The sequence below is a fragment of the Mycobacterium sp. SMC-2 genome, from assembly GCF_025263485.1.
Taxonomy (GTDB): domain Bacteria; phylum Actinomycetota; class Actinomycetes; order Mycobacteriales; family Mycobacteriaceae; genus Mycobacterium.
Genome location: NZ_CP079863.1, coordinates 1,335,796 through 1,361,277, shown reverse-complemented (window position 1 = coordinate 1,361,277; position 25,482 = coordinate 1,335,796). Strand labels below are relative to the sequence as shown.

21 protein-coding genes, 2 pseudogenes and 1 riboswitch are annotated in these 25,482 nt (G+C 69.4%); of the genes and pseudogenes, 12 read left to right on the top strand and 11 right to left on the bottom strand.

Translation table 11 applies throughout. The annotated features are described in order from the left end of the window. Positions 1-6 precede the first annotated feature (6 nt). From KXD96_RS06335 to KXD96_RS06315, 5 genes and pseudogenes are all read left to right on the top strand, one after another. The gene (locus KXD96_RS06335) at positions 7-600 is read left to right on the top strand and encodes a peptide deformylase (RefSeq protein ID WP_260743658.1); all 594 of its coding nucleotides are present in this window, start codon (positions 7-9) and stop codon (positions 598-600) included. Beyond that, complete coding sequence (locus KXD96_RS06330) at positions 600-1,376, top strand: GNAT family N-acetyltransferase (protein ID WP_260743657.1); 777 nt, start codon at positions 600-602, stop codon at positions 1,374-1,376. The genes KXD96_RS06335 and KXD96_RS06330 overlap by 1 nt, the downstream gene beginning before the upstream one ends. Positions 1,377-1,378: 2 nt before the next feature. Beyond that, a complete protein-coding gene (locus tag KXD96_RS06325; protein WP_260743655.1) occupies positions 1,379-2,218 on the top strand; it encodes an exodeoxyribonuclease III in 840 nt (279 codons plus the stop codon). 211 nt (positions 2,219-2,429) lie between these two features. Then, positions 2,430-2,864 (top strand): hypothetical protein, encoded by a 435-nt coding sequence (locus KXD96_RS06320; RefSeq protein WP_260743654.1) that lies wholly within the window; start codon positions 2,430-2,432, stop codon positions 2,862-2,864. A gap of 569 nt (positions 2,865-3,433) precedes the next feature. Further along, positions 3,434-7,120, top strand: a pseudogene (locus KXD96_RS06315) (HAD-IC family P-type ATPase); the annotation flags it as partial. On the opposite strand, the gene KXD96_RS28730 reads toward KXD96_RS06315, so the two are convergent. Next, positions 7,095-7,352, bottom strand: coding sequence for an Rv1535 domain-containing protein (locus KXD96_RS28730; protein ID WP_396878716.1), 258 nt, complete (start codon positions 7,350-7,352; stop codon positions 7,095-7,097). The pseudogene KXD96_RS06315 and the gene KXD96_RS28730 sit on opposite strands and share 26 nt — an antisense overlap. A gap of 72 nt (positions 7,353-7,424) precedes the next feature. Here KXD96_RS28730 and KXD96_RS06305 point away from each other — a divergent pair, with 72 nt between their 5' ends. Further along, positions 7,425-7,700, top strand: a complete 276-nt coding sequence (locus KXD96_RS06305) for a hypothetical protein (RefSeq protein ID WP_260745245.1) — start codon at positions 7,425-7,427, stop codon at positions 7,698-7,700. Here KXD96_RS06305 and KXD96_RS06300 read toward each other — a convergent pair. The 3 genes from KXD96_RS06300 to KXD96_RS06290 all read right to left on the bottom strand — a co-directional run bounded on the left by KXD96_RS06300 (position 7,697) and on the right by KXD96_RS06290 (position 12,658). Further along, complete coding sequence (locus tag KXD96_RS06300; RefSeq protein WP_260743653.1) at positions 7,697-11,545, bottom strand: SpoIIE family protein phosphatase; 3,849 nt, start codon at positions 11,543-11,545, stop codon at positions 7,697-7,699. The two genes, KXD96_RS06305 and KXD96_RS06300, sit on opposite strands and share 4 nt — an antisense overlap. Next, positions 11,542-11,904 (bottom strand): STAS domain-containing protein, encoded by a 363-nt coding sequence (locus KXD96_RS06295; RefSeq protein WP_260745244.1) that lies wholly within the window; start codon positions 11,902-11,904, stop codon positions 11,542-11,544. Before KXD96_RS06295 ends, KXD96_RS06300 begins: the two co-directional genes overlap by 4 nt. 79 nt (positions 11,905-11,983) lie before the next feature. Beyond that, entirely contained in the window at positions 11,984-12,658 is a 675-nt protein-coding gene (locus tag KXD96_RS06290; RefSeq protein ID WP_260743652.1) for a PAS and ANTAR domain-containing protein, read from the bottom strand. Positions 12,659-12,761: 103 nt separating this feature from the next. Then, positions 12,762-12,873, top strand: a riboswitch (TPP riboswitch). Here KXD96_RS06290 and thiC point away from each other — a divergent pair. The 3 genes from thiC to KXD96_RS06275 all read left to right on the top strand — a co-directional run bounded on the left by thiC (position 12,864) and on the right by KXD96_RS06275 (position 15,948). After that, positions 12,864-14,492, top strand: coding sequence for a phosphomethylpyrimidine synthase ThiC (thiC, locus tag KXD96_RS06285; RefSeq protein ID WP_260743651.1), 1,629 nt, complete (start codon positions 12,864-12,866; stop codon positions 14,490-14,492). It overlaps the preceding riboswitch by 10 nt. Further along, positions 14,489-15,319: a bifunctional hydroxymethylpyrimidine kinase/phosphomethylpyrimidine kinase gene (gene thiD / locus KXD96_RS06280; RefSeq protein ID WP_260743649.1), complete on the top strand. Its 831-nt coding sequence runs from the start codon at positions 14,489-14,491 to the stop codon at positions 15,317-15,319. The genes thiC and thiD overlap by 4 nt, the downstream gene beginning before the upstream one ends. Continuing rightward, positions 15,316-15,948, top strand: a complete 633-nt coding sequence (locus tag KXD96_RS06275) for an alpha/beta family hydrolase (RefSeq protein WP_260743648.1) — start codon at positions 15,316-15,318, stop codon at positions 15,946-15,948. Before thiD ends, KXD96_RS06275 begins: the two co-directional genes overlap by 4 nt. Positions 15,949-15,964: 16 nt before the next feature. Here KXD96_RS06275 and KXD96_RS06270 read toward each other — a convergent pair whose 3' ends face one another. Both KXD96_RS06270 and KXD96_RS06265 read right to left on the bottom strand, forming a co-directional pair. Then, entirely contained in the window at positions 15,965-17,464 is a 1,500-nt protein-coding gene (locus tag KXD96_RS06270; protein ID WP_260743647.1) for a peptidase, read from the bottom strand. A 201-nt stretch (positions 17,465-17,665) separates the two neighbouring features. Further along, positions 17,666-18,007, bottom strand: coding sequence for a hypothetical protein (locus tag KXD96_RS06265; RefSeq protein WP_260743646.1), 342 nt, complete (start codon positions 18,005-18,007; stop codon positions 17,666-17,668). A 119-nt stretch (positions 18,008-18,126) separates the two neighbouring features. Between KXD96_RS06265 and KXD96_RS06255 the strand changes: the two are divergent. Beyond that, positions 18,127-18,701 (top strand): annotated as a pseudogene (locus KXD96_RS06255) (hypothetical protein). 13 nt (positions 18,702-18,714) lie between these two features. Here the strand turns inward: KXD96_RS06255 and KXD96_RS06250 are convergent. Genes KXD96_RS06250 through KXD96_RS06230 form a run of 5 tightly spaced genes read right to left on the bottom strand, consistent with a single transcriptional unit; the run spans position 18,715 to position 23,995 of the window. Next, positions 18,715-20,163, bottom strand: a complete 1,449-nt coding sequence (locus KXD96_RS06250; protein ID WP_260743643.1) for an HNH endonuclease signature motif containing protein — start codon at positions 20,161-20,163, stop codon at positions 18,715-18,717. A gap of 45 nt (positions 20,164-20,208) precedes the next feature. Continuing rightward, a complete protein-coding gene (locus KXD96_RS06245) occupies positions 20,209-21,681 on the bottom strand; it encodes a M28 family peptidase (RefSeq protein ID WP_260743641.1) in 1,473 nt (490 codons plus the stop codon). Beyond that, positions 21,678-23,165: a M28 family metallopeptidase gene (locus KXD96_RS06240; protein WP_260743639.1), complete on the bottom strand. Its 1,488-nt coding sequence runs from the start codon at positions 23,163-23,165 to the stop codon at positions 21,678-21,680. Before KXD96_RS06240 ends, KXD96_RS06245 begins: the two co-directional genes overlap by 4 nt. 53 nt (positions 23,166-23,218) lie before the next feature. Next, positions 23,219-23,644, bottom strand: coding sequence for a DUF2752 domain-containing protein (locus KXD96_RS06235; RefSeq protein ID WP_260743638.1), 426 nt, complete (start codon positions 23,642-23,644; stop codon positions 23,219-23,221). Between the two features lie 15 nt (positions 23,645-23,659). Beyond that, positions 23,660-23,995: a CD225/dispanin family protein gene (locus tag KXD96_RS06230; protein ID WP_046183018.1), complete on the bottom strand. Its 336-nt coding sequence runs from the start codon at positions 23,993-23,995 to the stop codon at positions 23,660-23,662. Between the two features lie 372 nt (positions 23,996-24,367). Here KXD96_RS06230 and KXD96_RS06225 point away from each other — a divergent pair, with 372 nt between their 5' ends. Continuing rightward, positions 24,368-24,892, top strand: a complete 525-nt coding sequence (locus tag KXD96_RS06225; RefSeq protein ID WP_260743632.1) for a serine/threonine protein kinase — start codon at positions 24,368-24,370, stop codon at positions 24,890-24,892. Between the two features lie 65 nt (positions 24,893-24,957). Beyond that, a complete protein-coding gene (locus tag KXD96_RS06220) occupies positions 24,958-25,479 on the top strand; it encodes a serine/threonine protein kinase (protein WP_260743630.1) in 522 nt (173 codons plus the stop codon). Positions 25,480-25,482 lie beyond the last annotated feature (3 nt).

The following is a 25,482-nucleotide window of genomic DNA, read 5'->3' as shown; positions in this document are numbered from 1 at the left end:
CCGACCATGGCAGTCGTACCGATCCGGATCGTCGGCGATCCGGTCTTGCACACGCCGACGCAGCCGGTGCCCGTGGGCCCCGACGGTTCGCTGCCGGCGGACCTGGCCGAGTTGATCGCCACCATGTACGAAACCATGGACGCCGCGCACGGAGTGGGCCTGGCCGCCAACCAGATCGGCGTCGGGCTGCGGGTCTTCGTCTACGACTGCGCCGACGACCGGGGCAGCACCCAGCGCCGCCGCGGTGTGGTGGTCAACCCGGTGCTGGAAACCTCCGAGATACCGGAGACCATGCCCGATCCGGACAACGATGACGAGGGTTGCCTCTCGGTCCCCGGCGAGTCGTTTCCCACCGGCCGCGCCACCTGGGCGCGGGTCACCGGCCTGGACGCCGACGGCAAGCCGGTCGACATCGAGGGCACCGGCCTGTTCGCGCGCATGCTGCAGCACGAGACCGGGCACCTGGACGGCTTTCTGTACCTGGACCGGCTGATCGGCCGCCACGCCCGCGCCGCCAAACGCGCCGTCAAGGCGCACGGCTGGGGAGTGCCCGGGCTGTCGTGGCTGCCGGGCGAAGGCCCGGACCCCTTCGGTCACTGATGTTCTCGTGGCCGGACCTGGGCACGCGGGTGACGCTTCGCTACCGGCGCGCGAAAGGCTCGGTCCCGCCGCTGACCGACGCGGTGGGACATCTGCTGGCGGTCGGCCCGGTGGTGCGGGTTCGGACCAAGACGGGCGCGGTCGTCGAGGTGGCGGCCGACGACGTGGTCGCGCTGCGGGTGCTGACCGACGCGCCGGTACGCACCTCGCAGATCCGGGCGCTCGAGCATGCGGCCGCCGCGGCTCAGCCCGGCGCGGAACAACAGTGGCTCGAGGGCTGGCTGCTGCGCGCCGGGGACGGCGTCGATTTCGCTGTGCCACTGGATGTTTCGGCCCATGCGGGCACCGTCGCGGCGATCGCGGACTGGTATGAGCGCCGCGGGCTGACTGGTCAGCTGGCGATTCCGGATCGATTGTTGGCGCCGCCGCCGGGGCTGAGCGCCGAACACACCGAACGCGTGTTGGTGCGCGAGGTCACCGCTTCGGCCCCGGCCGGGCCGGATCCGGACAGCGAGACGCTGGTGCGCGCGGCGGTGACCGACGCGCCCGACGGCACGCGGTGGGTTGGCCTGTCGGTGACGGGGTCCGGCGATGACCGGGCCATCACGGCCGCGTGCGAAGCGCTGCTGGCCCGGGCCGCGGCCCGCGGCGCGACGCGCGCCTACCTGGTGGTACGCGGCACCGGCTCGACGGCGCTCGCGGACGCGCTGGGCTTTCGGGCCCATCATCGCCGCCGCTACTTTCCGGCCCGCTCGCCCGCCTGGGATACGGTCTAGCGATGCCCGCGGTTGACGGCGGCGACTCGCCGCTCTTAAGGCTGGCCACCTGGAACGTGAATTCGATCCGCAGCCGCCTGCCCCGCGTCGTCGACTGGCTGGCCCGCGCCGACGTCGACGTGCTGGCCATGCAGGAGACCAAGTGCTCCGACGGGCAATTCCCCACTCTGCCGTTCTTCGAACTCGGCTACGAGGTGGCGCACGTCGGCTTCAACCAGTGGAACGGCGTGGCGATCGCCTCGCGCGTGGGCCTCGACGACGTTCAGGTCGGCTTCGAGGGCCAGCCCAGCTGGAGCAGCAAGCCGGAGGTGGCCGCGACGGCCGAGGCGCGCGCGCTGGCCGCCACCTGCGGTGACATCCGGGTCTGGAGCCTGTACGTGCCCAACGGGCGCGCGGTGGGCGATCCGCACTACACCTACAAGCTGGAATGGCTTGCCGCGCTGCGTGATACCGCGGCCGGATGGTTGCGCGACGACCCCACCGCGCAGATCGCGCTGGCCGGCGACTGGAACATCGCCCCGACGGACGACGACGTCTGGAGCACCGAGTTCTACGCCGGCGCCACCCACGTCTCCGAGCCGGAGCGCCGCGCGTTCGCCGCCATCGTCGACGCGCAATTCGCCGACGTGGTAAGGCCTTTCGCGCCCGGACCGGGCGTGTACACCTACTGGGACTACACCCAGCTGCGGTTCCCGAAACGGCAAGGCATGCGCATCGACTTCATCCTGGCCTCCCCGGAGTTGGCCGCCCGCGTGACCGACGCCCAGATCGTCCGCGAGGAGCGCAAGGGAAAGGCGGCCAGCGATCACGCACCGGTGCAGATCGATATAAGGCGCGGCTAAATCGCGTTTTTCGCGTTCGCGCCGCGGCATATCCAGGTTAAGCTCGGGCAAATTAAGTGCGGCTGCTCGTTGTCTGCGTGTTTGCGAAGTGGCAGGCTTTGATTTTGTTAGGGCAGAATCGGTGTTGGTTAGCCGTTAACGATGCGTTCAGCGGGCGCTGCTCGCTGGTGACGCGGGTTCGCGGCGAGGGCAAGAAAGCCAGGGAGTCAGCATGAGTGTCATCGGCGGAGCGGTTCGGGGCGTGGGTCAGGCGGTGAGCCGCGTGGCGAACACGACGACCGCGGCCGCCGGCGCTGTGGGTGGCGCGGCGGTCAACGGGGTCATCGGCGGCGTCACCGGAGCCGCGGAGGGCATAAAAAAGGGAATGAGCAGCGGCAGCCACTCGGCGCCGGCCGCCGCGGTGGCCTTCGGCGCGCTGGGCGTCGCGGGACTGGTCGAATGGCCGGTGCTGCTGGCCGTCGGCGGCAGCGCGCTGTTGTTGCAGAGGCTGAGCCGCAAGCAGGAACCGGCGAAGGCGAGCCTCAAGGCGGTGCCCGTCGAACCGGCGCCGCAGAAGGCCGCGCCGCAGAAAGCGGCATCGAAGTCGACGGCCAAGAAAGCGGCCGGGCGCCGGGCCGGCGGCACCGCGTTGCGTAGCACCAACTAGCGGGACCGTTCGTACCCGCTTTGAGCATTGCGACCGCGATACGACGCTCTGCGCCGTTGCGCGCCGTCGCGACCGGCGTCCAGGCGACGACCTCGCTCGTTGAGGCAACCATCACCATCGCCGCGATTCCGCTGCGCGAGGGCGCCCGGGCGATCTCGGGCGAGCTGCCCCAAGGTAATCCGGCAGCATTGAGCCGACGGTGCTGGCGCGGCCGGGAGCGCGCCTGGATCGAGGTGCGCGGCCTGGACATCGCCTCGGACGACGAACTCGGACGCTCGGTGCTCGACGCGGTGCTGGCCCATCCGGGGGTGGCGTCGGCCGTCCTGAACTACCCGCTGTCGCGCGTGGTGATCACCATCGGCGAGGCGGACACGTCGCTGCGCGACCTGTGCCGTATCGTCGATGCCGCCGAGAATTGTTGTGCGCCAGCAAAAGTCGTGAAACTGGCGGCGCCACCGACCAGCCTGCCGGGCGACGGCGTGGTGCTGGCGACCCGCGCCGCCACCGCGGCCGCCGGCGCGGCCGGGCTGGGCATAGCGCTGACCGGCCGCGCGTTGCGCTGGCCGCGCATGCCCATCGGTGTCCTGGCGGCCGTGGTGGCCGTCGATTATCAGCCGTGGCTGCGCCGCCTGCTCGAGGACCGCATCGGCCGGCCCGCGACCGACACCGTGCTGACGCTGGCCGTGACGGCCGCGGAAACCGTCACCCTGTCCCCCGCGTCGTTGTCGGTGGGCCTGCTGATGCAGTCGCTGAAGGCCGCCGAATGCCGCGCGGAGGCGCGCGCCTGGGTCCGGCACGAGCCGCAGCTGGCCGGCCACGCCGACCACCCGCACACCGACCCGTCGGCGGCGTCCAAGCCGCCGCCCGGCCGGCCCGCCGACCACCACGCCGGCCGGTTCGCGCTCGTCCAGGCCATCAGCGCCGGGTTCGTCGGCGCCACCACCCGCAACCTCAACCAGGCGGCCCTGGCGGTGCTGGTGACCACCCCGGTGGCCAACCGCACCACGCCGGAGGCCTTCGCCGCGGCGCTCGGCCAGGGGCTGGCCGACCGGCACGCGGTCCTCTCGTTGCGTCCGGAGGCGCTGCGCCGCCTGGACCGGGTGGACGCGATCGTCATCGACCCGCGGGTGCTGTGCACCAAGAGCTTGCGGGTGTCGCTCATCCGCGGCGCCCTGGACGCCGAGCTGCCCGCCGCGTGGTCGCGCGCACAGCTGATGCTGGAAAACAACCGGCTAGGCCCGGGCTGGCACCCGGTGCCCGGAATATCGCCCAACAAGCCGAACGCGATGGTCGAGGCGCTTTTCTGCTTCACGCATGACCCCTTGGCCCCGGCCGTTGTCGGCGAGGCGCACCGGACGGGCTCGGAATTGGTTTCGGTCGAGGACGATTCGCTGGGCGAACTGCGGCCCGCGTTCGACGACATCAGGCCGTTGGAGCGGGGTTGCATCGACGACGCCCTGGCCCGTGCCGTGGCCGACCTGCAGGAGGCCGGCCGCACGGTCGCCGTGCTGTCATCGCCCGGGGCGCAAGCGATTTGGTCCGCCGATGTGGCGCTGGGCATGATGCCGCAGCCCGGATCGGGCCCGCCTCCCTGGTACGCCGACCTGCTGCTGCCCGACCTGGCGGCCGCCTGGCGGGTGCTGCACGCGCTGCCGGCGGCCCGCGCCGCCGCCCGGCGCGGCGCCGGGATCTCGGCCGGCGCGACGGCGATGGGCTCGCTGCTGATGATTCCCGGCGTCCGCGGCATCGGGCGTGGGCCGGTGACCAGCGGCGCGGCGGCCGGCCTGCTGTCGGGATACCTGTTGGCGCGCGGCATCGTCAAGGCGGACGCACCGCGGCCGGCTCCGGTCCAGGAATGGCACGCGATGGCGGTCGAGCATGTACGCCGGGCGTTGTCGCCGCCCGACTCGGAGGCGGCCGGCGACACGGAACAACTCGCGCTGGCCGCCCTCGGCGCCCCGCAGGCCCAGACGCGCGCGCAGGCGTTCCTGCAGTTCCTGGCCGCCGTCCGCGCCGAGTTGACCGACCCGCTGACCCCCGTGCTCGCACTGGGCTCGGCGGCCAGCGCGGTGCTCGGCTCGCCGGTCGACGCCGTCCTGGTCTTCTCGGTGCTGGCCGGGAACTCCATGCTCGCGGCCAGCCAGCGGCTGCGCGCCGAGAACCGGCTCCATCGCCTACTCGCACAACAGATCCCATTTGCCCGCAAGGTCGTATCCGGCGGCCCCGGGGAGCGGGCGTACATCGACGTCATCGCCGCGCAGCTGCAGCCCGGCGACGTCGTCGAGGTGCGCACCCACGAGGTGGTGCCCGCCGACGCCCGGATCATCGAGGAGGTCGACCTCGAGGTCGACGAGTCGACGCTGACCGGTGAATCGCTGTCGGTGGAAAAGCAGGTGGAGCCGACGCCCGGCGCCGCTCTCGCCGAACGCCGCTGCATGCTGTACGCCGGGACGACGGTGGTGGCGGGCACCGCGGTGGCGGTGGTGACCGCGGTCGGCGCCGACACCCAGGAACGCCGCGCCGCTGAGCTGGTCTCCGGCGACCTCTCGTCGGACATCGGTCTGCAGCACCAACTGAGCCAGCTCACCAACCGGGCCTTCCCGGTCAGCATGACCGGAGGCGCGCTGGTCGGCGCGCTGGGCCTGCTGCGCGGGTCGGTCCTGCGCCAGGCGGTCGCCAGCGGGATCGCCATCGCCGTCGCGGCGGTTCCCGAGGGGATGCCGTTGGTGGCGACGCTGGCGCAAGCGGCGTCTGCGCGGCGGCTGACGAAGTTCGGTGCGCTGGTCCGCGTTCCGCGTTCGGTGGAGGCGCTCGGCCGCATCGAGGTGGTGTGCTTCGACAAGACCGGAACGCTCAGCCAGAATCGGCTGCGGGTGGCCGAGGTCGTTGCGGCGCCCGACTTTTCGCGCGAAGAGGTGCTGCGCTGCGCCGCGCACGCCGCGCCGCCGTCCAACGGCGACCCGCATGTACACGCCACCGATGTCGCCATCGTCGAGGCCGCGGCCGCCGTCCCGTCCCCGAATGGCCGCAGCCCGACCGCACCCGCCGCGCACCTGCCGTTCCGCTCCGGCCGGTCTTTCTCCGCGTCGGTGACGGACAGCGAGCTGGCCGTCAAAGGCGCGCCCGAAGTGGTGTTGGCCGCCTGCGGTGGGGTGAGCCCCGCCGTCGAGGAGACGGTCGCGCACATGGCCGGCCGCGGCCTGCGGGTGATCGCGGTGGCGCGGCGGCAGCTGAGCCCCGCCGAGGCGCGGGCGATCCGGCAGGATCCCGACGACATCGCCGATTTCGCCCGGGACGGGCTGACCCTGACCGGGTTCCTGGGCTTGTCCGACACCCCGCGGGCCGAAGCGGCGGCCCTGCTCGCGGATCTGCACCGGCTTTCGGTGGGCGTCAAGCTGATCACCGGCGACCATCCAATCACCGCCCAGGCCATCGCCGAGGAGCTCGGGCTGAGCGTGGCCGCCGAGCAGGTGATCAGCGGCGCCGAGTGGGATGCCTTGTCGCGCAAGGATCAGGAACGCGTCGTGACCGAGCGGGTGATCTTCGCCCGGATGACACCGGAGAACAAGGTGCAGGTCGTTCAGACCCTCGAGAGCGCGGGCGTGCGCACCGCGATGGTTGGCGACGGGGCCAACGACGCCGCCGCCATCCGCGCCGCCACGGTCGGCATCGGCGTCGTCGCCGGCGGCAGCGATCCGGCACACATGGCGGCCGACGTGGTGCTGGTCGACGCCCGCATCGAGGGCCTGCTGCACGCCATCCAAGAGGGACGCCAACTCTGGCAACGGGTGCAGTCCGCGGTGTCGGTGCTGCTCGGCGGCAACGCCGGCGAGGTGTTGTTCGCCATCGTCGGCAGCGCGATCACCGGAACCTCGCCGCTGAACACGCGGCAACTGCTCTTGGTGAACATGATGACCGACGCGCTGCCGGCCGCGGCCCTGGCGGTGAGCAAGCCCAGCGGCCCCGTCGACCCGGGCATCCGGGGTCCGGATCAGCCGGCGTTGTGGCGTGCCGTCGCCATCCGCGGCGTCACCACGGCCGCCGCGACGACGGCGGCGTGGGCGATGGGAAGCGTCACCGGGCGCCCGCAACGGGCATCCACCGTCGCGCTGGTCGCCCTGGTGGGCACCGAGCTGGGTCAGACGCTGCTGGATTCACACGCCCCGCTGGTGGTGTTCACCGCGGCGGGCTCGCTCGCGGCGATGGGAACGTTGATCAGCATCCCGGTGGTCAGCCAACTGCTGGGATGCACACCGCTGGGTCCAGTCGGCTGGGCGCAGGGGCTGGGATCCGCTGCCGCGGCGACCGTCGCGATAGGCGTTGCGAATCGTGTGCTGACGGGTCCGGACAGATCTGGTGGGGCTCCCCCTGAGGTGGCTGAACGTCGACCACCCCGGCCCGCCAAAGCAGCGCATAGAGTTCTAGTAACGGCGCCTTCAGCACCTGAGCAATCGATGAAACTAGCGGATCGCCCCCGGCGTCGGTCATCGTCGACATAGGTCCGACGGTTGCCGCACCACCCAGCGAGTCGGCAAACCCTTCGTTACTGAAAGGCAAATGATGGCGGAAAAGAAGTCACGCAGGGGGACATCGCAGCGCGAGGCGGTGCAAAAGATCCGCGAAGGCGAAACGTTCCACGTAAATCTTCCGGTGCTGGGCCAGATGGAGATTCCCCGGCCCGAACAGTTGGCCTATTTCGGGGGCCTGGCCGCCCTGGCGGCATTCGAACTCATCGATTGGCCGGTGGCAGTGGTCATCGCGGCCGGGCACATCCTGGCCAGCAACCACCACAACAAGATCCTCGAAGAGCTCGGCGAGGCGATGGAAGAGGCCTAACCGGTCCCGACGGCATGGTCGAACCGCAAAGTGACCCGGGTGCCCCCTGGAGTGCGGAGCGTGTCGACGTGATCGGCCAGCCCACCGATCAGGGTCAGGCCGCGGCCGCGACGCCGGCTGCGCAGGCTGGCCGAGGAATCGCCCGCCCACCGGCCGGTGTCGCTGACCGTGACGGCCACCGCCCGCTGACGCAGGAAGGCCTCCACGGAGACCGTGCGGCGCGGCTCGCCGTCGCTGCCGTGCTCGATCGCGTTGGTCACCGCTTCGCCGGTCGCCAACAGGATGTCCATTTGGCGCTTCGGGGCGACGCCAATGCCGGCCAGCCATTCGCGTAACCGCTCGCGCGCGACGGGAATCTGACCGGGCGAGGCCGTCACCACCGCGGCGAAGCTGCGCGGGGTTTCGTGGCTCGGCCGCAGCGCGAGCACGACGACGTCGTCGCGGTAGCCGGTGGGCGGGGCCATCCGGGACAGCACCTCGGCGCAGACGGACTCCACCGGAAGGTCGGCGCATTCCGCGGCCGCGGCCTTGAGGCGGGCGAGGCCGTCGTCGAGCGTCTCACCGGCGCGCTCGATGAGCCCGTCGGTGTAGAGCAGGATCAGGCTTCCCGGTGGCAGATTCGCCGTCGCCGTGGCGTCGGACGGATAGTGCTCTGCATCGTGTTCCTTGATGGCCACCGGCAGCCGCCGGCCGGACGTCAGGAACACCGCGCGGTGGTCGGGAAACACCAGCAACGGATACGGGTGGCCCGCGCAGCTGTAGCTGACGGTGGCGCAACCGGTATCCGGTTCGGTCTCGACCAGGGCGTAGGCCACCGTCGCGCAGCGCGCGCCGGCGACACTGGCCCCATACCGGTCCAGCGCCCCCAGCACCGCGGCCGGTTCGCCCGCGGTCAGGGCCGAGGCGGCCACTGCGGCGCGCAGCCTGCTCATCACGATCGCGGCGGCCAACCCGTGCCCGACGACGTCGCCCACCGATATCCCGACCCGGCCGGCGCGGTCCAGCGGGGTGACCGAATACCAGTCGCCGCCGACGCGCATGGCCTCGCCCGCGGGCTGGTACACGGCCGCCACGACCGCGGCCGTCGAGCCCCGGTCCAGGTCCAGCAGCTGCTCCTGGAAGTCCACGGCGATGCGGTGTTCGCGCTCCATGACCCGGACCCGGTCCAGCGCCGAGGACGTCAGATCGGCCATGCGGCTGAACACCTCGAGTTCGGCGGCGTCGAACTGGCGAGGCGCGGGCCACAGCAAGGCCAGCACTCCGACGACGCGACCCGAGTGTTCCCGCAACGGATGGGCGACGCAGGCGCGGACGCTGGCGGCGGTGTCCTGCACCGCGTGCTGATAGCGCGGGGGCAGGTCGAACGTGTCCGTGATGATCATGGATTCGCCGGTGCGCACGACGTCGGCCCCCACCACCGGAGAGTCGAGCTTGGTCACGTGGTAGCGGTCGCGCAATTCGCCGGGCAGGTGGCCGACGTATTCGAATCTGATGTGGCGTTCGCCGTCGAGGACGCCGATCGACACGGTGGCGGCGTCGGCCGAGCCGAACGAGGATTCCAGCAAGGCGTCCAGGATCCCGGCGACCGAGTCGGTGGCCTGCAGCGCGGAGTCGAGTTGCACCAGATCCGAGGCCGCGGCGCGAAGCTGGCGATCGCGCTCGCGGGCGACGGCCGCCAGCCGCGACCTCACCCGGTCGACCAGCTCCTGGGATCGGAACGGCTTGGGCAGGTAGTCGTCGGCCCCGCCGGCGTAGCCCTCGTCGACCGCCTCCGCGCCGGCCCGGGCGGACAGCATGAGGACCGGCATGGCCGCCAATTCCGGGTCCGCGCGGATGGCCGACACCAGCCCGAAGCCGTCGACGCCCGGCATCATCACATCGGTCACGATCGCGTCCGGGCGCAGGTTCCGGGTCGCCGCCAGCGCCGACTCGCCGTCCGCGAAGAGGGCCGTCTCCCAATGGGCCGACAGCACCCGGTCGAGATGGTGTCGCATGTCGGCGTTGTCGTCGGCGATCAACACCAAGGGGCGCGGCCGCTCCGATGCGGCCGTCGTTTCATCCTGTTCGGAAAGGGGCGTCAGCCATTGACGCGCCTCCGCCACGTACGGGTTGGTCTCGTCCACCAGGCCGGCGGAAGGCCGTTCGGCCGTCGCGTCGACAGATTGCGGCAGCCGGATGGTCACGGTGGTTCCGCGGTCCAATTCGCTGTCGATCTCGACGGTCCCGCTGTGCAGCTCGACCAGCCCGCGCACCAGCGAAAGGCCGATCCCGGTGCCCTCCACGCTGCGGCCGCGAACGTTGTCGGCCCGGTAGAAGCGGTCGAACAGGCGGTCCAGATCCGCGGCGGCGATCCCCACTCCGGTGTCGCGCACGGCGACGACGCAGTACCCGGGTTCGGCGCGCACCTCGACCGAAATCGAGCCGCGCTGAGTGTATTTGACCGCGTTCGACAGCAGGTTCAGGATGATCGTCTCCCACATGCCCGGGTCGAGATCGGCCAGCACCGGGGAGCAGTCCACGACGAGGTCGAGCCCCGCCCGATGGCAGAGCTCGGTGAAAGACGACGCTATGTGGGCGGTCAGCGCGCCGACATCGGTACACGCCAACTTCGCCTTCGCGCGGCCGGCCTCGATGCGGGAGAAGTCGAGCAGCGAGTCGACCAGGCGCTGCAGGCGCCGTGCGTTGCGGGCCGCGGTGCTCAGCCGCTCGGCCAGCACGCTTTCCGGCGCCGCTTCGCTCAGCGCATCGTCGAGCGGCCCGAGCAGCAGCGTGAGCGGGGTGCGGAACTCGTGGCTGACGTTGGTCAGAAACGCCGTCTTCGCGCGGTCCAACTCGGCCAGCGCGTCGGCCCGGTCCCGTTGCTGTTCGTAGGAAACGGCGGAGGCGAACGCCGCGGACAACTGGTCGGCCAGTAGTTGGCAGAAACCGCGGTACATCGCATCGATGGGTCGCCGCGGGCTGACCCCGATCACCACCGCCCCGGCGTTCGAGGTGTCCACCAGCGGTAGCACCAGGGCCTGCCGGGGGCAGTTCTCGCCGAAAAGTTCTGTGCTGCCGGGGATCACGTCCTCGAGCCGGTCGATGACGTGCGCGGAGCGCGTACGTGGCGTCGTGTCCCATCCGGCGAGCCCGGACAGCGAATCGGGCAGCAGCGGGCGGATGGCGGGCGTCGCCCCGCGCAGCGTGCTGCCGCGCGCCCCTTCTGTGCCGTCCGCCAGGTACATGGCAATGAACGGCAGATCCAGGGGTTGCGCGTCGCACACCGCGACGGCGCCGCTCACCACGTCGTCGATGGTGTGCGCATCCATCACGGCGGCCGCGACCGTGTTGAGCAAGTGCAGCCGGCGCTCACTCAACACGCGCTCGGTCGTCTCGATCACCGCGCAGAAAATCGCGCTGACCGCGCCGTCGCGGCCGATGATGGGGCTGTAGGTGAAAGTGAAGTACCGCTCCTGGGCTTGGCCGCCCGTTATGAGCGGCAACATCAGGTCGTCGGACCAGGTCGCGACGCCGGTGTCCAGCACGCTGGTGAGCATCGGGGAAATCTGCTGCCAGATTTCCCACCACACCTGCCGCGCGGGGCAACCCAGCGCCGCCGGATGTTTGTCCCCCAGCATCTGCGCGTAGGCGTCGTTGTACATCAAGAACAGATCCCCGGGCCCCAGCCAGAGCACGATGGGGAACCGCGACGTCAGAGCGACCGCCACCGCGGCACGCACCTCGGACGACCAGCCCCACGGCGGTCCCAGTGGATGGGCGTCCCAATCGAATTCGGCGAACCGGCGGCCCATCTCCCCGCCCAACCCGACCGCAGCCGCCAAATCGGCCGGCAGCGGCGGATTCATTGCTGTCGCTTGCGTTGCAGAGCGTCGGAAAGCGTCGGATAGATGTCGAGGATGCGATCCAGCTCGGTCACCTGAATCGGGCGAAGGACGTGGTCGTGGGCCGCGACCAGGCGGACCGCCGTACCGGCTTCCTTCCCTTCGTCGTGACACTCGAGCACGGCGTTCAACGCCGCGCTGCCGAAGAAGTCGACCGCTTGCAGGTCGACGACGACCAGCCGGGCCGGATGGGTCTCGGCCAGCTTGAGCGCGGCGGTCAGATGAGCGGCTACCTCATCGACGGTACTGGAATCGACGCTGCCCTCAACGCGCACGACTACAGCGTCCTGGAGAGCTTCGTGTTCCACCGCCAACAACTTCAGTGCCTTTCGCTGCTCGGCCCGCGCCTCGCTGTCTGGGAACACTAACTGTTTGCGGGCTGCCGCGTTCGGGTAACGCCGGTTACCCGGCGGGGTCGGCGGATATCCGTTCGTGCACCGTCAGCAGCAGGTGGTCGAACTGACTCTGCAGGGCCGCCGTCGAGCCCTCCAGGGTTGCCACCTCGGCGAGCAGCTGCCGGGCCAGCGACCGCAGCTTCACGTTGGTCTCTTGCGACCGCCACTGCAGCACGCGGAAGGCCTGCTCGGCGCTGACCCGGTAGACGAACATCAGCACGCCCTTCGCCTGTTCGATCGCCGCCCGGTTCTCGAACAGGTCGGGCAGGGCCTCGTCGAGCACCTCCCGCCGGGTCTCGTCGAAGGTGTCGGTGAGGTCGATGTAATAGCCGGCGGTGCCCACCACGGCGTCCGACTCGTCGTACATGCGGTCGGCCACGACGATCGCGTCGTGCACCTTGCCGGCGGTGTCGAGGAACCGGTGCCGGCTGGAGAACGACTCCGCCGACTGCAGGGCGTAGTCGAGCACCTCCTGGACGTGTTTGCGGTCGTCGGGGTGTTTATGCGACAACAACAGCTTCGTCGTCGGTTCCACGGTGCCCGGTTCGTAGCCGTGCATCCTGGCCACCTCGTCGGACCACTCCCAGCGCTCACCGATGAACCAGAAGCGGAAGGTGCCGATGTTCAAATGCCGGGCGGCCGCGGCGGGTGTCGCCGCGTCCGTCTCCCCTTGCTGCTGCACGTTTGTATCTTTCCATTCACCGGATGCACCCGGCTACCGCTCCGGCAGAAAGGCCGCCCGCATGCCGAGTGGCCTGGGGTGGGGGTAACGTCGCATGCGGACCATCCAAGAACGCGGGAGCGCACGTCGAAATGCGCTGAGAGGACGGCTCGGGGCCGTCGACCGTACGAACCTGACCGGGTAATGCCGGCGTAGGGAGATGAAAATGACCGATGTCCTTTCCAAGGCCGTCGAGGCGTCCGTCACCACCGGACCGATCGCGGGCAGCAGCAAGGTCTACCGGGAGCTGGACGGGGGCGCCCGAGTCCCGTTCCGGCGGGTGCACCTGTCCACCGGGGACCACTTCGACCTCTACGACACCTCCGGCCCGTACACCGATACGGATGCGGTGATCGACCTGACGGCCGGCCTGCCGCCGCGCCCGGGGGTGGTCCGCGACCGCGGCACCCAGCTGCAGCGCGCCCGCGCCGGCGAGATCACCGCCGAGATGGCGTTCATCGCCGCCCGCGAGGGCATGCCCGCCGAGCTGGTGCGCGACGAGGTCGCCCGGGGGCGCGCGGTGATCCCGGCCAACCACAACCACCCCGAGAGCGAGCCGATGATCATCGGCAAGGCGTTCGCGGTCAAGGTCAACGCCAACATCGGCAACTCCGCGGTGACGTCGTCGATCGCCGAAGAGGTCGACAAGATGGTGTGGGCGACCCGCTGGGGCGCCGACACCATCATGGACCTGTCGACCGGCAAGAACATCCACGAAACCCGCGAGTGGATCCTGCGCAATTCGCCCGTTCCGGTCGGCACCGTGCCCATCTATCAGGCGCTGGAAAAGGTCAAGGGCGACCCGACGGAACTGACGTGGGAGATCTACCGCGACACCGTGATCGAGCAGTGCGAGCAGGGCGTGGACTACATGACCGTGCACGCCGGCGTGCTGCTGCGGTACGTGCCGCTGACCGCCAAGCGGGTGACCGGCATCGTCAGCCGCGGCGGGTCGATCATGGCGGCCTGGTGCCTGGCCCATCACCGGGAGTCGTTCCTCTACGAGCATTTCGAGGAACTGGCCGATATCTTCGCGCGCTACGACGTCACCTTCTCGCTCGGTGACGGGCTGCGGCCCGGGTCGATCGCCGACGCCAACGACGCCGCGCAGTTCGCCGAGCTGCGCACCCTGGGCGAGCTGACCAAGATCGCGAAAGCCCATGGCGCACAGGTGATGATCGAGGGCCCGGGACACGTCCCCATGCACAAGATCGTCGAGAACGTGCGGCTGGAAGAGGAGCTGTGCGAACAGGCTCCGTTCTACACGCTGGGCCCGCTGGCCACCGACATCGCGCCGGCCTACGACCACATCACCTCGGCGATCGGCGCGGCCATCATCGCCCAGGCCGGCACCGCGATGCTGTGCTACGTGACCCCCAAGGAACACCTCGGGCTGCCCGACCGCAAGGACGTCAAGGACGGGGTGATCGCCTACAAGATCGCCGCCCACTCGGCCGACCTGGCCAAGGGGCATCCGCGCGCCCAGGAGCGCGACGACGCGTTGAGCACGGCGCGGTTCGAGTTCCGCTGGAACGACCAGTTCGCGTTGTCGTTGGACCCCGACACCGCAAGGGAATTCCACGACGAGACGCTGCCGGCCGAACCGGCCAAGACGGCGCACTTCTGCTCGATGTGCGGGCCCAAGTTCTGCTCCATGCGGATCACCGCCGACGTCCGGGCCTACGCCGCCGAGCACGGGCTGGACAGCGAGGAGGCCATCGAGGCCGCGATGGCGGACAAGTCACGCGAGTTCGCCGAGCACGGCAACCGGGTGTATCTGCCGATCACCCAGTGAACTACCTGCCGGTCCCACCGCCGGGCGCCACGCCGCTGCGGGTGCTGTCCATCGCGGGGTCCGACTCCGGGGGCGGCGCCGGCATCCAGGCCGACCTGCGCACCATGGCCCTGCTCGGTGTGCACGCGTGCGTCGCGGTCTCCGCGGTCACCGTGCAGAACACGTTGGGGGTCAACGGCTTTCACGAGGTGCCCGACGACGTCGTCGCCGCCCAGATCGAGGCGGTGGTCACCGACATCGGGGTCCAGGCCGCGAAGACCGGGATGCTGGCGTCGTCGAGAATCATCACCGCGGTGGCCGCCACCTGGCGCCGGCTCGGGCTGACGGTTCCGCTCGTGGTCGATCCGGTGTGCGCGTCCATGCACGGCGATGCATTACTGGAGGCATCCGCCCTGGATTCCCTTCGCGGCCAGCTGTTTCCGTTGGCCACGCTGGTGACGCCGAACCTCGACGAGGTGCGGCTGCTGGTGGGCATCGACGTCGTGGACGCGGAGTCGCAGCGGGCGGCGGCCAAGGCGCTGCACGCGCTGGGGCCGCGGTGGGCGCTGGTCAAGGGCGGGCACCTGCGGTCATCCGAGCGCAGCTGCGACCTGCTCTACGACGGTGGCTCCTACTACGAATTCGATTCGGAGCGGTTGCCGGGCGGCAATGACCACGGCGGCGGCGACACGCTGGCGACGGCGATCGCCTGCGCGCTGGCGCACGGTTACACCGTGCCCGATGCGGTCGGGTTCGGAAAGCGGTGGGTCACCGAATGCTTGCGCGCCTCCTATCCGCTGGGCCATGGGCACGGCCCCGTCTCACCGCTGTTCCGGCTTGGATCATGAACCTCGACCAGATCGCCGGCATCGCACATGAGCCCGAGGGCGCGGCGCTTGGCGTCGTCGTCCTCACCCACGGCGCCGGCGGCAACCGGGATTCGCCGCTGCTGCAACAGGTTTGCGACGAATGGGCGCGGCGCGGCTGGCTCGCGGTCCGGTACAACCTGCCCTACCGGCGGCGCCGGCCCACCGGGCCACCGTCCGGCTCGGCCGCCGCCGACCGCGCCGGAATCGTCGAGGCGATCACGTTGTGCCGCGGCCTCGCCGACGGCCCGCTGATCGCCGGCGGGCATTCCTACGGCGGCCGGCTGACGTCCATGGTGGTGGCCGCCCGCGAGGCGCCCGTCGACCTGCTGACGCTGTTCTCGTATCCGGTGCATCCGCCGGGCAAGCCGGAGCGGGCCCGCACCGAGCACCTGCCCGACATCAGGGTGCCGACGGTGTTCACGCATGGGACGTCGGACCCCTTCGGCACGCCCGACGAACTGCGCGCCGCCGCCGCGCTGGTCACCGGCATGACGGCCGTCGTCGAGATCGCCGGGGCGCGACACGATCTGCGGTCCAAGACGCTGAACGTGGCGGCGCTGGCGGTCGAGGCCGCCCTGCAACTGCTCGGGCGCGATCAGACAGCTTGACGCGGCCGCTTTTCGGTCATCCCGGGTAGCGGGAGTAGCACGCGTCCATGTTGCCGGCCACGCCGCCGCGGAACGCCGCTATCCGGGTGAAACCGGCCGGCACGCTGGTGCCGTCCGCGTCACTGGCGACAAGGTGGTTGGTCAGCAGCCCGGCCACCGCCTCGTCGAGATCACCGGCGGTCAGCAACAGCTGCTTCTGCGACGACAGCTCGATGGGTTCGGCCATCTTGCGATGCACCACGCCGGTCAGGCACGCCGTGCGCAGCGCGGTCCACGGGCTCTGCATGGCCAGCCCGCGTTCGTGTTGCACGGCGAGCGCGTACCGCGACATCACGGCCGACAGGGCGGTGTCGTCGCCCTGCGGCAGGGTCTGTTCGTTCTCGTCGGCGACCTTGCCCATCACCGCGAGCTTGGGCAGGTCGATCACGATCGTGTTGGTGGCCGGGCAGTACGACGCCGGCGGGCTGGGCTTAGCATCAGGGCATTTGGCGGACTGGTAGGACAATGCCGGCGGATTCTTCGGGGAGAAGATCTTGCCCAGGAGTTCCATCAAGGTCGCCAAGGTGTCTTGGTCGATCGGGACCTCACCGGTCTCCGGGTTTCCGGTGCTGCTGTCGACGCGCAGGGCGTTGGGCAGGTCGCCGCGGCGCTGCTCGATTTCGTTCTTGTCGATCCCCGCGCAGGCCGAGGCGCCGTCGATGAAACCCATTTGGAAGGCGCTGATCCGGTCCAGGGCCGAGCCGTGTTCGTCGTCGTTCTCGGTCTCGCTGTCGATCACGGGGTCCCGGGTGGTGATGATCCCCGCCAGCACGTGGTCGAGCCCGTCCGCGGTGCTCAGCGTGAACCGCGGCGACTTGCCGTCGGCGACCCAGAAGAGGTAGACGCCCGCGAAGCAGTCGGCCTGCTGCTCGTGCACGATCGTGGGGTCTCGCTTGGTCACCAGCTTCGCCATGTTCTGCAAGGCGTGGCCGAATTCGTGTGCCAGCACACCGTTGACGGACATGTCGCCGAAATACCGTTGCGCGACGGGCAGGAACACCCCGCGGTCCCAGGCGATCAGGTTGCAGCGCGACGTGTAGAAGGCGTTGACGAGTTTATACGTGTCATTGTGGCAAACGATGGGGCTGGACGGATCGTCGGAGTTATACGACACCATCTTGCCGACCGGGACGAAACTCCCTTTCAGCGATTGGCCGTACACCGATTTCCAATATTCCTCGATGTCGTTGACCGACAGCAACGACAACTTGTCGATGGCGCCGTTGTCGGTGTTGACCACCGTGCCGGTCGGACCGGGTGCGTTCGATCGGATCCCGCTGGGGCCGTTGGTCGCGGGCAGTCCGCCCACCCGGAACGGATCGTTGAGCATCGACAGCGCCCGCCCGTCGACGAAGGATGTGCAGCCCGCCACCACGATTGCCGCCGCCGCGCAGCTCAGCACCACCCTCAGCAAGGCGGCCGCCCTGCGCGGACGGCCACCGCCGAGTCGACGTCGATTTCGCGCACGGCTGTCCATACCAACCTCATCCCGACCCGCTGCAAAGCAGCACCAAAGGGTCTCATTCTAGAGCCGTTGGCTAACTACGACAGCGGAATGAAATTCGCGGTCGCATGCCGGTCACGGCGACGCGGCCGCGCGGCTTACCCGTTACGGAACGAAAAACGACGCGCGGGTATTCACATAGCAAATAGCGAACTCCGCGGCGCCGTAAAACGGCTAGGGGCGGGGCGTGGGGGGTGTCGGCGTCTGCTGCGGTCCCGTCGGACCACCCGGGCCCATTCCGCCGGGCCCCATCATTCCGCCGGGCCCCATCATCGGGCAGGTACCGACACGCCCGATGATGGGGCCGTAGCCGTGGTGCCAGCCGTGGTGGCCGCTGGACCAGCCCAGGAATACGCCGGTGAAGAAGATCACCGCGGCGACGAACACGACGCCGGCGACGATGACCACCCACGCGACCACCTGACTCAGTGGACTGTGCGCGCCGAATCGAGGCCCGTCCCCGGAGTGGCCGGTCGCGGTGGTCGGTCCGACGCTGGATTCAGGAGTTTCCGTCATCCTTCGAACGATGTCAGACTCATACCCACGGGGGGTAGGGACCATTGGCCCTAGAAGTCCCGTCGGGTGTCTGGTCAGCTTGCCTTGGTTGCGGGGAAGTGTCCCGGAGGTATGCGGCGATGGCTGGATTGACGCGGCGCGCGGCGCTCGCCACGCTCGGCGTGCTGGGCGCCGGCGGCATCCTGGGCCTGGGATATGCGCGTCGCAGTGGCTTGCAGTGGACCGCCGTCCGCCTACGGACGCCGGCGGCTTCATGGGCGCCGATCACCTGGACATGAGCCGCTACATGGAAATGTTCATGCGGCACAGCGAAATCGGCCGAGTTGTCGAGAACATTCCCGGCGGCGTGCGCACCACCACCGAATCGACGTCTCCCGACCAGACCGCCCAACTGCAAGCGCGTGTATCGAGCATGTGCGCGCACCTCGATCAGGGCACCGAAGTCAGCTGCATGAGCCAAAGCCTGCCGACGCTTTTCCGGCATGCCGGCGGCTACCGCCGCCAACTCACGTTCACCCCCAAGGGTGTAATCGCCGAGGAGACCGCCGACGATCCGGCCCTCACCGACGTCATCCGCGCGCACGCGCGAGAGGTCACCGGGTTCGTGCAGGACGGAATGCCCGCCATGATGCAACAGATGATGGGTCCGGGCGGGATGGGCTGCGGACGAATGATGGGGCCGCGCAGGCCTTGACGCCCCGGACGCCTTAGAAGGGTGGGGGTTCGTCGTCTGGTGGTGCGGGGCCGGGTCGGGCGGGCTGGGTCGCTAAGCGGGCTCGGCGGTTGTGGTGGCGTTCGGTGGCGATGCGCTGGGCCCGGTCTTGGGCGCGGGTCCTTGTGCGTCGCGGCATCATCGCGGTCCGCTCGGCACAGCGCTCGACGGCCGTGGCGGCCGGGAGGTCACCGGTGGGCGCGCACAGGCTGGGGAACAGCAGCGCGCTGCCGGGAGTGGTGACATAGGTGTGCCCGCCGGGCAGCCGCCAGATCAGGGTGCCGTCGGGCAACTGCTCATCACGCCAACCCCAGAACGTCTTGAGCAAATGATGTTGGCGGCACAGGCATTTCAGGTTCGACGGATGCGTCGCACCGCCCTGCGAGTAGGGCATCGTGTGGTCGATATCGCAGTCGACCGCTGGGCGGTCACAACCCGGGGCCCGACAGGTCAGATCCCGACACCGCACAAAATCGGCCAGCTTGGCCGACGGGGTGTAGCGCGCTTCGGCCTCGGCTGGGGCGCTCAGCGGCACCAGCGTGGCCGAGCCGGCCAGCTCGGCCACCAGCTCGGCAGTGATCAGCCCGTCGGCGCCCACCTCCGACGCCGGAGCCGACCCTTGGCCCCGGACGCTGGCCTGCTCGGCGATCACGTGGATGACGACCGGCGTTGCCGGCGGCCGCGTTCTGGCCGCACAGTCACTGCGCCCACAGCGGCAACCCATCCGATCCGCAGAGGCGGCCAGCGCCCCCAACGCGTCGGCGCGCAGCTGGTCGCGGCCACGCGGGTCATGCTCACACACCGTGGCCGCCAAGGCGTCCAACCGCTGGTCCAGGGCGTGCGCATCCGGGCTGAACAGGCTGCCGTGGATTTCGGACATGCCGCCCTCGAGATCCTCGATCGAGACCCCGCGCTCGGCCCGGCACTGCTCGCGACGGCGCACCGCGTCGACGTCCGCCTTCGCCACGATCTTGTCGATCTCGCCGGCCAACCGGCCCCGGGTCATCGAGGGCCACCGCGCCGCGCGCACCGCCAGCTCGGCATCCACCGCGGCCAATACCGCGGTGTCGGTGATCAAATCCGTGCGGTACACGATCGTCTGAAACAACCGGTAACTGATGTCGCCGGCGCGAAACACCGCCGCCACCCGCGGCAGCCGCTGACGCATCGCCAACGCATACCGCAGGAAGCTGCCCGCCATCGCCAGACTGACCCGAAACGCCGCGGCCACCTCGGCCGCCACCGCCGCCCAGGTGTCCACCGCCCAATCAAGCTCTTCACCGCGTTGGGCGCGGCGCAACTCGAACAACTCCCCGACCGCATCTAACCGGTCCGCGACCACTTGCGCCTCTAACCGCCAGGACGCACACATCCGATCCACCAGGGCGCTCGAGCGCTCACAGCGCGGAGGCTCCCAATACTCATGCAGCCGCGTATCGAACATACGTTCGAGTATAGAACGGCACGCCGACAAGCCGTCGACCGGCGGTCAAGGCATCCGGGTCCGATGCCGCTTGTCGTGCGGCGGCACGCCGTTGACCCCGCCGATAAACGCCGCATAGCTGCCCACTGCGAAGGCGACGCCAGAACCCATGATGGCCAACGCATCCCGGTTGATGTTGTCGACGGTTTCCCGGGGACCCTGATAGTTGGGGTCGAACGGGGCGCCGGCTTGCCCGCCCCACAGCCGGGCCTGCACGGTGGTTTTCGGTTGCGAGGCCCCGGCCGTCATGCCCCCGACCGGCACGCCCGCAACCATGAAGGGGTGATAGTCCGCCAGGGTGCTCAGCGGCATGTCCGCGGGCCGCTTCCCGGCCAGGTTCAGGTAGCCGGCCAGGGTGCGCTCGATGCCGGCGGACCCGTCGGGGATGTCCGCGTAGGTCACCCCGGGCGCCGGCGGACCGGACTGATCGCCGTCGTCGGTGAAGAAGCCGGCGTTGGGTGAACCCAGCGTGGTGAAGTTCAGGTACATCGCGATGTCGTTGAGTTGATCGCTGTTCATGCCGAACACGTAGTCCATGACGCCGTTCAGCCCGTCCTCGTCGGCGCCCCAGAACGCGAACCGCACCGCGTTGTTCACCGGTGCCAGCGGGCCCAGCTGCAGGGCAGTTTCCAGCACCGCGGCCACCCCGGAGCCGCCGTCGTTGATGCCCGGGCCGCCGCGCGGGCTGTCGAGATGCGCGCCGACCATGATCACGTCGTGCGACGAGCCGGTCTTGGTCTGCGCCAAGACATTTCGCGATGTGATCTTGATGTTGTGAGCGTCCAGCACCAGGCGTATGGGCGTGCTTGCGCCGGCGAGCCCGGTCGCGGTGGAGGGATTGGCGACCGCGACGGGCACGGTCAGCTGCTTGAAGTAGCCGGGACTGAACAACGTGGGCGGGGCGCCGCGGCCGGCCGGCGCACTGAGCACCACCAGCGCGGCCGCACCCTTGGCCACCGCGCTGTTCTGCTTTTCGACCACGGAGCAACGCGCGTCGTCGACGATGGCGATCGAACCCTTGGGCAGCATGGCCGGATAGTCGCCGGCCGCGCATCCCGACGGTTGGGTGGGCCGGACCGGCTGCCCGGTCAGGCCGCCGGGCGGCGTCTGGACCAACAGCGAGGCCTGGTCGACGGAGTAGGTGCGGCCGGCGACCGTCAGGACCGGCCTGCCCGGGGAGACGGTGTACAGCCGGTCGAACTGCGGCGTCAGTACCTCGAAGCCCCTGTTGCGCAGGGCTTTAGCCACGTAGCCGACGCTGGCGTCGTAGCCCGGCGTGCCGTCCGCGCGGTTTCCGTTGTTGGCGTTGGCGATGTTCTGCAGGGCGCGCAGATGGGTGAGCATCCGGTCGGCGGTCACTTTCCCGGCCAGGCCGCGGCCCAGATCGGGTGCGACAGCGGGCGACCCAGGCGGCGCCGACGAGCAGCTCCCCAGCAGCAAAGTCGCCAGCAGCAGTGCCGCGCTTAGCCGACGGCTCATGACTTGGTTAGCACGTGGCGCGTGCGATCCTCCATCGTTGGCACCCCGTTGTGGCCGCCGAGGTCCTGCGAATACAGGCCCACGGCGTAGGCGACGCCGCCGCCGTTGACGGTCAGCGCGGCCCGGTCAACATGATCGAGGGTGTCGGTCTTTTGGTGATAGTTCGGGTCGAACGGCTGGTCGGCCGTCCCGCCCCACAACTTGGCCTGCTCCGAGGACATTTTCACTTCGGCACCGGAGAACAGGCCGCCGGCGGGGACGCCCGCCAGGGTGAATCCGTCATAGTCGGAGCGCCCGTCGAAGGCGGTGTCCTGCGCGGTCTTTCCGGCGGATTTCAGGTAGGCGACCAGCGTGCGCTCGATGCCGGCCGACCCTTCGGGTACAACCGGCTGGCCGCGGGCGTCCGCCGGCAGCGATTGGTCCCCGTCGTAGGTGAAGTACCCGGGGTTCGGCGACGCGAGCATGTCGAAGTTCAGGTATAGCGCAATGCTTTTGAGCCCAGTCAAATCCAGCGACTCGACGTAGTTGCGCGATCCGATCAGGCCGAGTTCCTCCGCACCCCAGAACCCGAACCGCACCGCATTGCGCACCTGCGGCGAATTCCCCAGCCGCACCGCCGTTTCCAGTATCGCGGCCACTCCCGAACCGTTGTCGTTGATCCCGGGCCCTTCGGGCACACTGTCCAGGTGCGCGCCCGCCATGACGACGTTGGTCGTCAACCCCGTCTTGGTCTGCGCGATCACGTTGCGGGCCTTGAAACTCTGCACGCTCGCATTCAGCTTGATGGTGGCCGGCCCAGGCGCGGTGCGCAGTTGCACGCCGACGGACCTGGTCACGCCCACCACCGGGATCTTGACTTCGGTGTCCGGCCCCAAGGTGCCGCCCATGTGTTGCTCGTCGACGTTGTCGGCGACGATCATCGCGATCGCGCCGCGCTGCGCCGCGATGTCCTCCTTCTGGGCGAACGGGCATCCGCCGCGGTCCACCAGAACCACGGCCCCCTGAGCCGGTAGGTTGCCGTAATCCGAGGCCGCGCAGCCGGGGGCCTCGCCGGCGGGCACGACCACCAGCGGCCCGCTCACCCCCTGCGGCGGGGTGCCGAGGCTGAAGTCGAGCGCGTGCGCCTCAACCGGCTTGCCGCCGACGGTCACCTCCGGCTTGTCCCCGTGGAACACCCGCGCCGAGAATTCCGGGGTCTGCACCTCAAATCCGCTGCCGCGCAACGTGTTCACGACGTAGTCGACGCTGGCCTCGTAACCCGGAGTGCCCACCGCGCGGGTGCCGTTGTTCGCGTCGGCAATATCCTGCAGCTTTGCCAGGTGGGCCATCATCCCGTCGGTCGTGACCTTGTCGTGCAACGCGCTGGCGAACGCGGCCGCGTTACCGGCGCCTTGTGGCGAGTGCCGATGGAAGCAGCCGGTCGGGAATGCGGTCAGGGCGATCACGACCAGCACCGCCGGGATCGTCGTGAATTTGTTCACCATCGCGCCTCACGTTAGACCGCGGCACGAGTGGCCGGCATCAGGACACGGCGGTATCAGACGTACAGCGCACTGAACGGGGCAAAGGGGATGTTGCGCACCACAAACCACGCCGCGACCACCGCCAGCGTGGCCGCGGCGGCCCAGCGACCGTGTTGCCAGCTCCGGACCCGTCTTCCCGCCAGCCGCCCGTAGGTCCAGGCAAGGTACGCCCACACCAACAGCACGACAGCCGCCAGGCCCAACGCGTTGAACCTGGCGGCCGCCATCAGATTGCCGTGCATCAGGGAATAGAGCATGCGCAAGCTGCCGCATCCCGGACAGTCGATCCCCAACAGCGCCTTGGTGGGACACACCGGCAGCGGACCGTTGGGAGTGGTCGGATCACCCGCCCAGATGGCGGCGCACATCATCGTCGCGGTCGCGGCCACCAGCAGTGGCGCGCCCAGACTCAGCGGCGCCGACCTCTGGTGGGTCACCATGGTCGCGTACCGGGCTTAGAACATCGCGGCAAGCGCCGCGTTGGTGTTCGTGTTCAGCGCGCCGACCGCCATCAGGATGCCGTAGATGATGCCCACGACGACGCCGATGACCGCGGACCAGATCACCCACTTCTTGGCACTGTCGGCGGACGCCTGCGCTTCGGCGTAGCGGCCCTGCGCCCAGAGCCCGTTGACTTGGCTGGACTTGACGATCGCCACGATTCCGAAGGGGAGGCAACAGAACAGGGTCACCAGAATGGACCACACCAAATAGTTATTCGGCGCCTGCCCGGCGGGCTGCTGCGGCGGATAACCAGGCGGAGGCGGGGGCGGTGCCGGCGGCTGTGTCATGAATTCTCCAGTCCCGAGAAGTTAGCTGGCGTGAAACGGTGCTAACCATACCCGAGCACAGTCGCGGCGGCACTAGCAATTTGAAAATCGCTTTTGGACCCGCTGGCGTGCGGTGCGACGGCCGCACATCCTTCAGCCGCCCGCCTATCTCCACCGCCTCCCGGACGAGTGGCGCCAGGGCGAGCGAAAAACATTGACCGGCAAGGCCCTTCGAAAGTACCGTTGCACCGGGCCGTCGAGAAGGATGACCAGACAGACTGTTGCCAGCGGAATGTGATGCTTTGTCACGACATATCCCTACGATCCCTACATAGCGGAAGCGCGTTTCTCCAGTGGGCGACGCCGCTTCGACAACCGCTAAGGAGTCATAGGATGCCCTGTCTCAGCAACGCGTCGAGGGCGGCCACGGCCGCGGCGCTCGCGGGCTTCGCCGCCTTAGCGGGCACGGTCACCGCTAGCGCGGATCCCGCGAATACCGGTAACCTGTCGGACATCAACACGCTCGCGGCATCGCTGTCGAAGGGCTACGGTCTGAACAATTGCACCGCCCAAAGCATCACCACCGGCGAACTGGCGGCGCTGAACTGCGGGCAGAGCCCCGACCCGAGCGGGCCGGTCCAGGCCAAGTACATCCTATTCAACAACGGCGAAAACATGGTCGGCTCGTTCAAGGCCAGCATCAAGGACGACGTCCTGGGCGCCTGCGGGGACAGCGGCCAGTCGCCCACCACCTGGCACCAGGGCAGCGGCAGCAATGCCGGGCAGGTGGCGTGCGGGACGTATCAGAACGCAGCCGAGATCATCTGGACCAGCGACGCGAAGAACATCTTGAGCTACATCCGCGGTTCCAACACCGACGCCACGGCGCTGTACCAGTGGTGGCGGGCCAACGGCTGACGTTCGACCTTGGGGGGCAAGGGATTTCTGCACCACCCATCCAACAACCGCAGGGAGTCAATGCAATGTCACACCTCACCATCACACTGCGCGCCGTGTCCGCGGCCGCCCTCACGGCCAGTTTCGCCCTCGCGGGTAGCGCCACCGCGTTCGCGGAACCCAACACCGGCAGCGCCGCGGATATGAACACGCTGGCCGCCAACCTGTCGAAGGGCTACGGCCTCAACAACTGCAAGCCGCAGGAGTTGACCGAATCCGGCGAACTGGCCGAGCTCCTGTGCGGGCAGAGCCCCGACCCCAGCGGACCGGGCTCCGGCGTCTACGCCCTCTTCTCCAACGGAACGAATCTGGCCTCCGCCTTCAGCTCCACCATCAAGGACGTCTCCCTGGCGGCGTGCGGGGACGCCGGGCAGTCCCCGGGTACCTGGAAGCAGAACGGTCAGACGGGCGGGCAGATCGCCTGCGGCACCTACAAGAACTACGCGACGTTGACGTGGACCACCGACGCCAAGAACGTGCTGGGGCACCTGACTTCGTCCAACTCCGACGTCAACGCCCTCTACCAGTGGTGGCGCACGAACGGCTGACCC

Excerpts from the sequence above, each read along its gene's own strand:
- KXD96_RS06235 (WP_260743638.1), bottom strand. The coding sequence starts at position 23,644 with ATGGTGACCCACCAGAGGTCGGCGCCGCTGAGTCTGGGCGCGCCACTG.
- KXD96_RS06240 (WP_260743639.1), bottom strand. The coding sequence starts at position 23,165 with ATGGTGAACAAATTCACGACGATCCCGGCGGTGCTGGTCGTGATCGCC.
- KXD96_RS06265 (WP_260743646.1), bottom strand. The coding sequence starts at position 18,007 with ATGACGGAAACTCCTGAATCCAGCGTCGGACCGACCACCGCGACCGGC.
- KXD96_RS06305 (WP_260745245.1), top strand. The coding sequence starts at position 7,425 with ATGGCGGAAAAGAAGTCACGCAGGGGGACATCGCAGCGCGAGGCGGTG.
- KXD96_RS06230 (WP_046183018.1), bottom strand. The coding sequence starts at position 23,995 with ATGACACAGCCGCCGGCACCGCCCCCGCCTCCGCCTGGTTATCCGCCG.
- KXD96_RS06245 (WP_260743641.1), bottom strand. The coding sequence starts at position 21,681 with ATGAGCCGTCGGCTAAGCGCGGCACTGCTGCTGGCGACTTTGCTGCTG.
- thiC (WP_260743651.1), top strand. The coding sequence starts at position 12,864 with ATGACCGATGTCCTTTCCAAGGCCGTCGAGGCGTCCGTCACCACCGGA.
- KXD96_RS28730 (WP_396878716.1), bottom strand. The coding sequence starts at position 7,352 with ATGACCGACGCCGGGGGCGATCCGCTAGTTTCATCGATTGCTCAGGTG.
- KXD96_RS06220 (WP_260743630.1), top strand. The coding sequence starts at position 24,958 with ATGTCACACCTCACCATCACACTGCGCGCCGTGTCCGCGGCCGCCCTC.
- KXD96_RS06225 (WP_260743632.1), top strand. The coding sequence starts at position 24,368 with ATGCCCTGTCTCAGCAACGCGTCGAGGGCGGCCACGGCCGCGGCGCTC.
- KXD96_RS06250 (WP_260743643.1), bottom strand. The coding sequence starts at position 20,163 with ATGTTCGATACGCGGCTGCATGAGTATTGGGAGCCTCCGCGCTGTGAG.
- KXD96_RS06330 (WP_260743657.1), top strand. The coding sequence starts at position 600 with ATGTTCTCGTGGCCGGACCTGGGCACGCGGGTGACGCTTCGCTACCGG.
- KXD96_RS06270 (WP_260743647.1), bottom strand. The coding sequence starts at position 17,464 with ATGGACAGCCGTGCGCGAAATCGACGTCGACTCGGCGGTGGCCGTCCG.
- KXD96_RS06325 (WP_260743655.1), top strand. The coding sequence starts at position 1,379 with ATGCCCGCGGTTGACGGCGGCGACTCGCCGCTCTTAAGGCTGGCCACC.
- KXD96_RS06300 (WP_260743653.1), bottom strand. The coding sequence starts at position 11,545 with ATGAATCCGCCGCTGCCGGCCGATTTGGCGGCTGCGGTCGGGTTGGGC.
- KXD96_RS06320 (WP_260743654.1), top strand. The coding sequence starts at position 2,430 with ATGAGTGTCATCGGCGGAGCGGTTCGGGGCGTGGGTCAGGCGGTGAGC.
- KXD96_RS06275 (WP_260743648.1), top strand. The coding sequence starts at position 15,316 with ATGAACCTCGACCAGATCGCCGGCATCGCACATGAGCCCGAGGGCGCG.
- KXD96_RS06335 (WP_260743658.1), top strand. The coding sequence starts at position 7 with ATGGCAGTCGTACCGATCCGGATCGTCGGCGATCCGGTCTTGCACACG.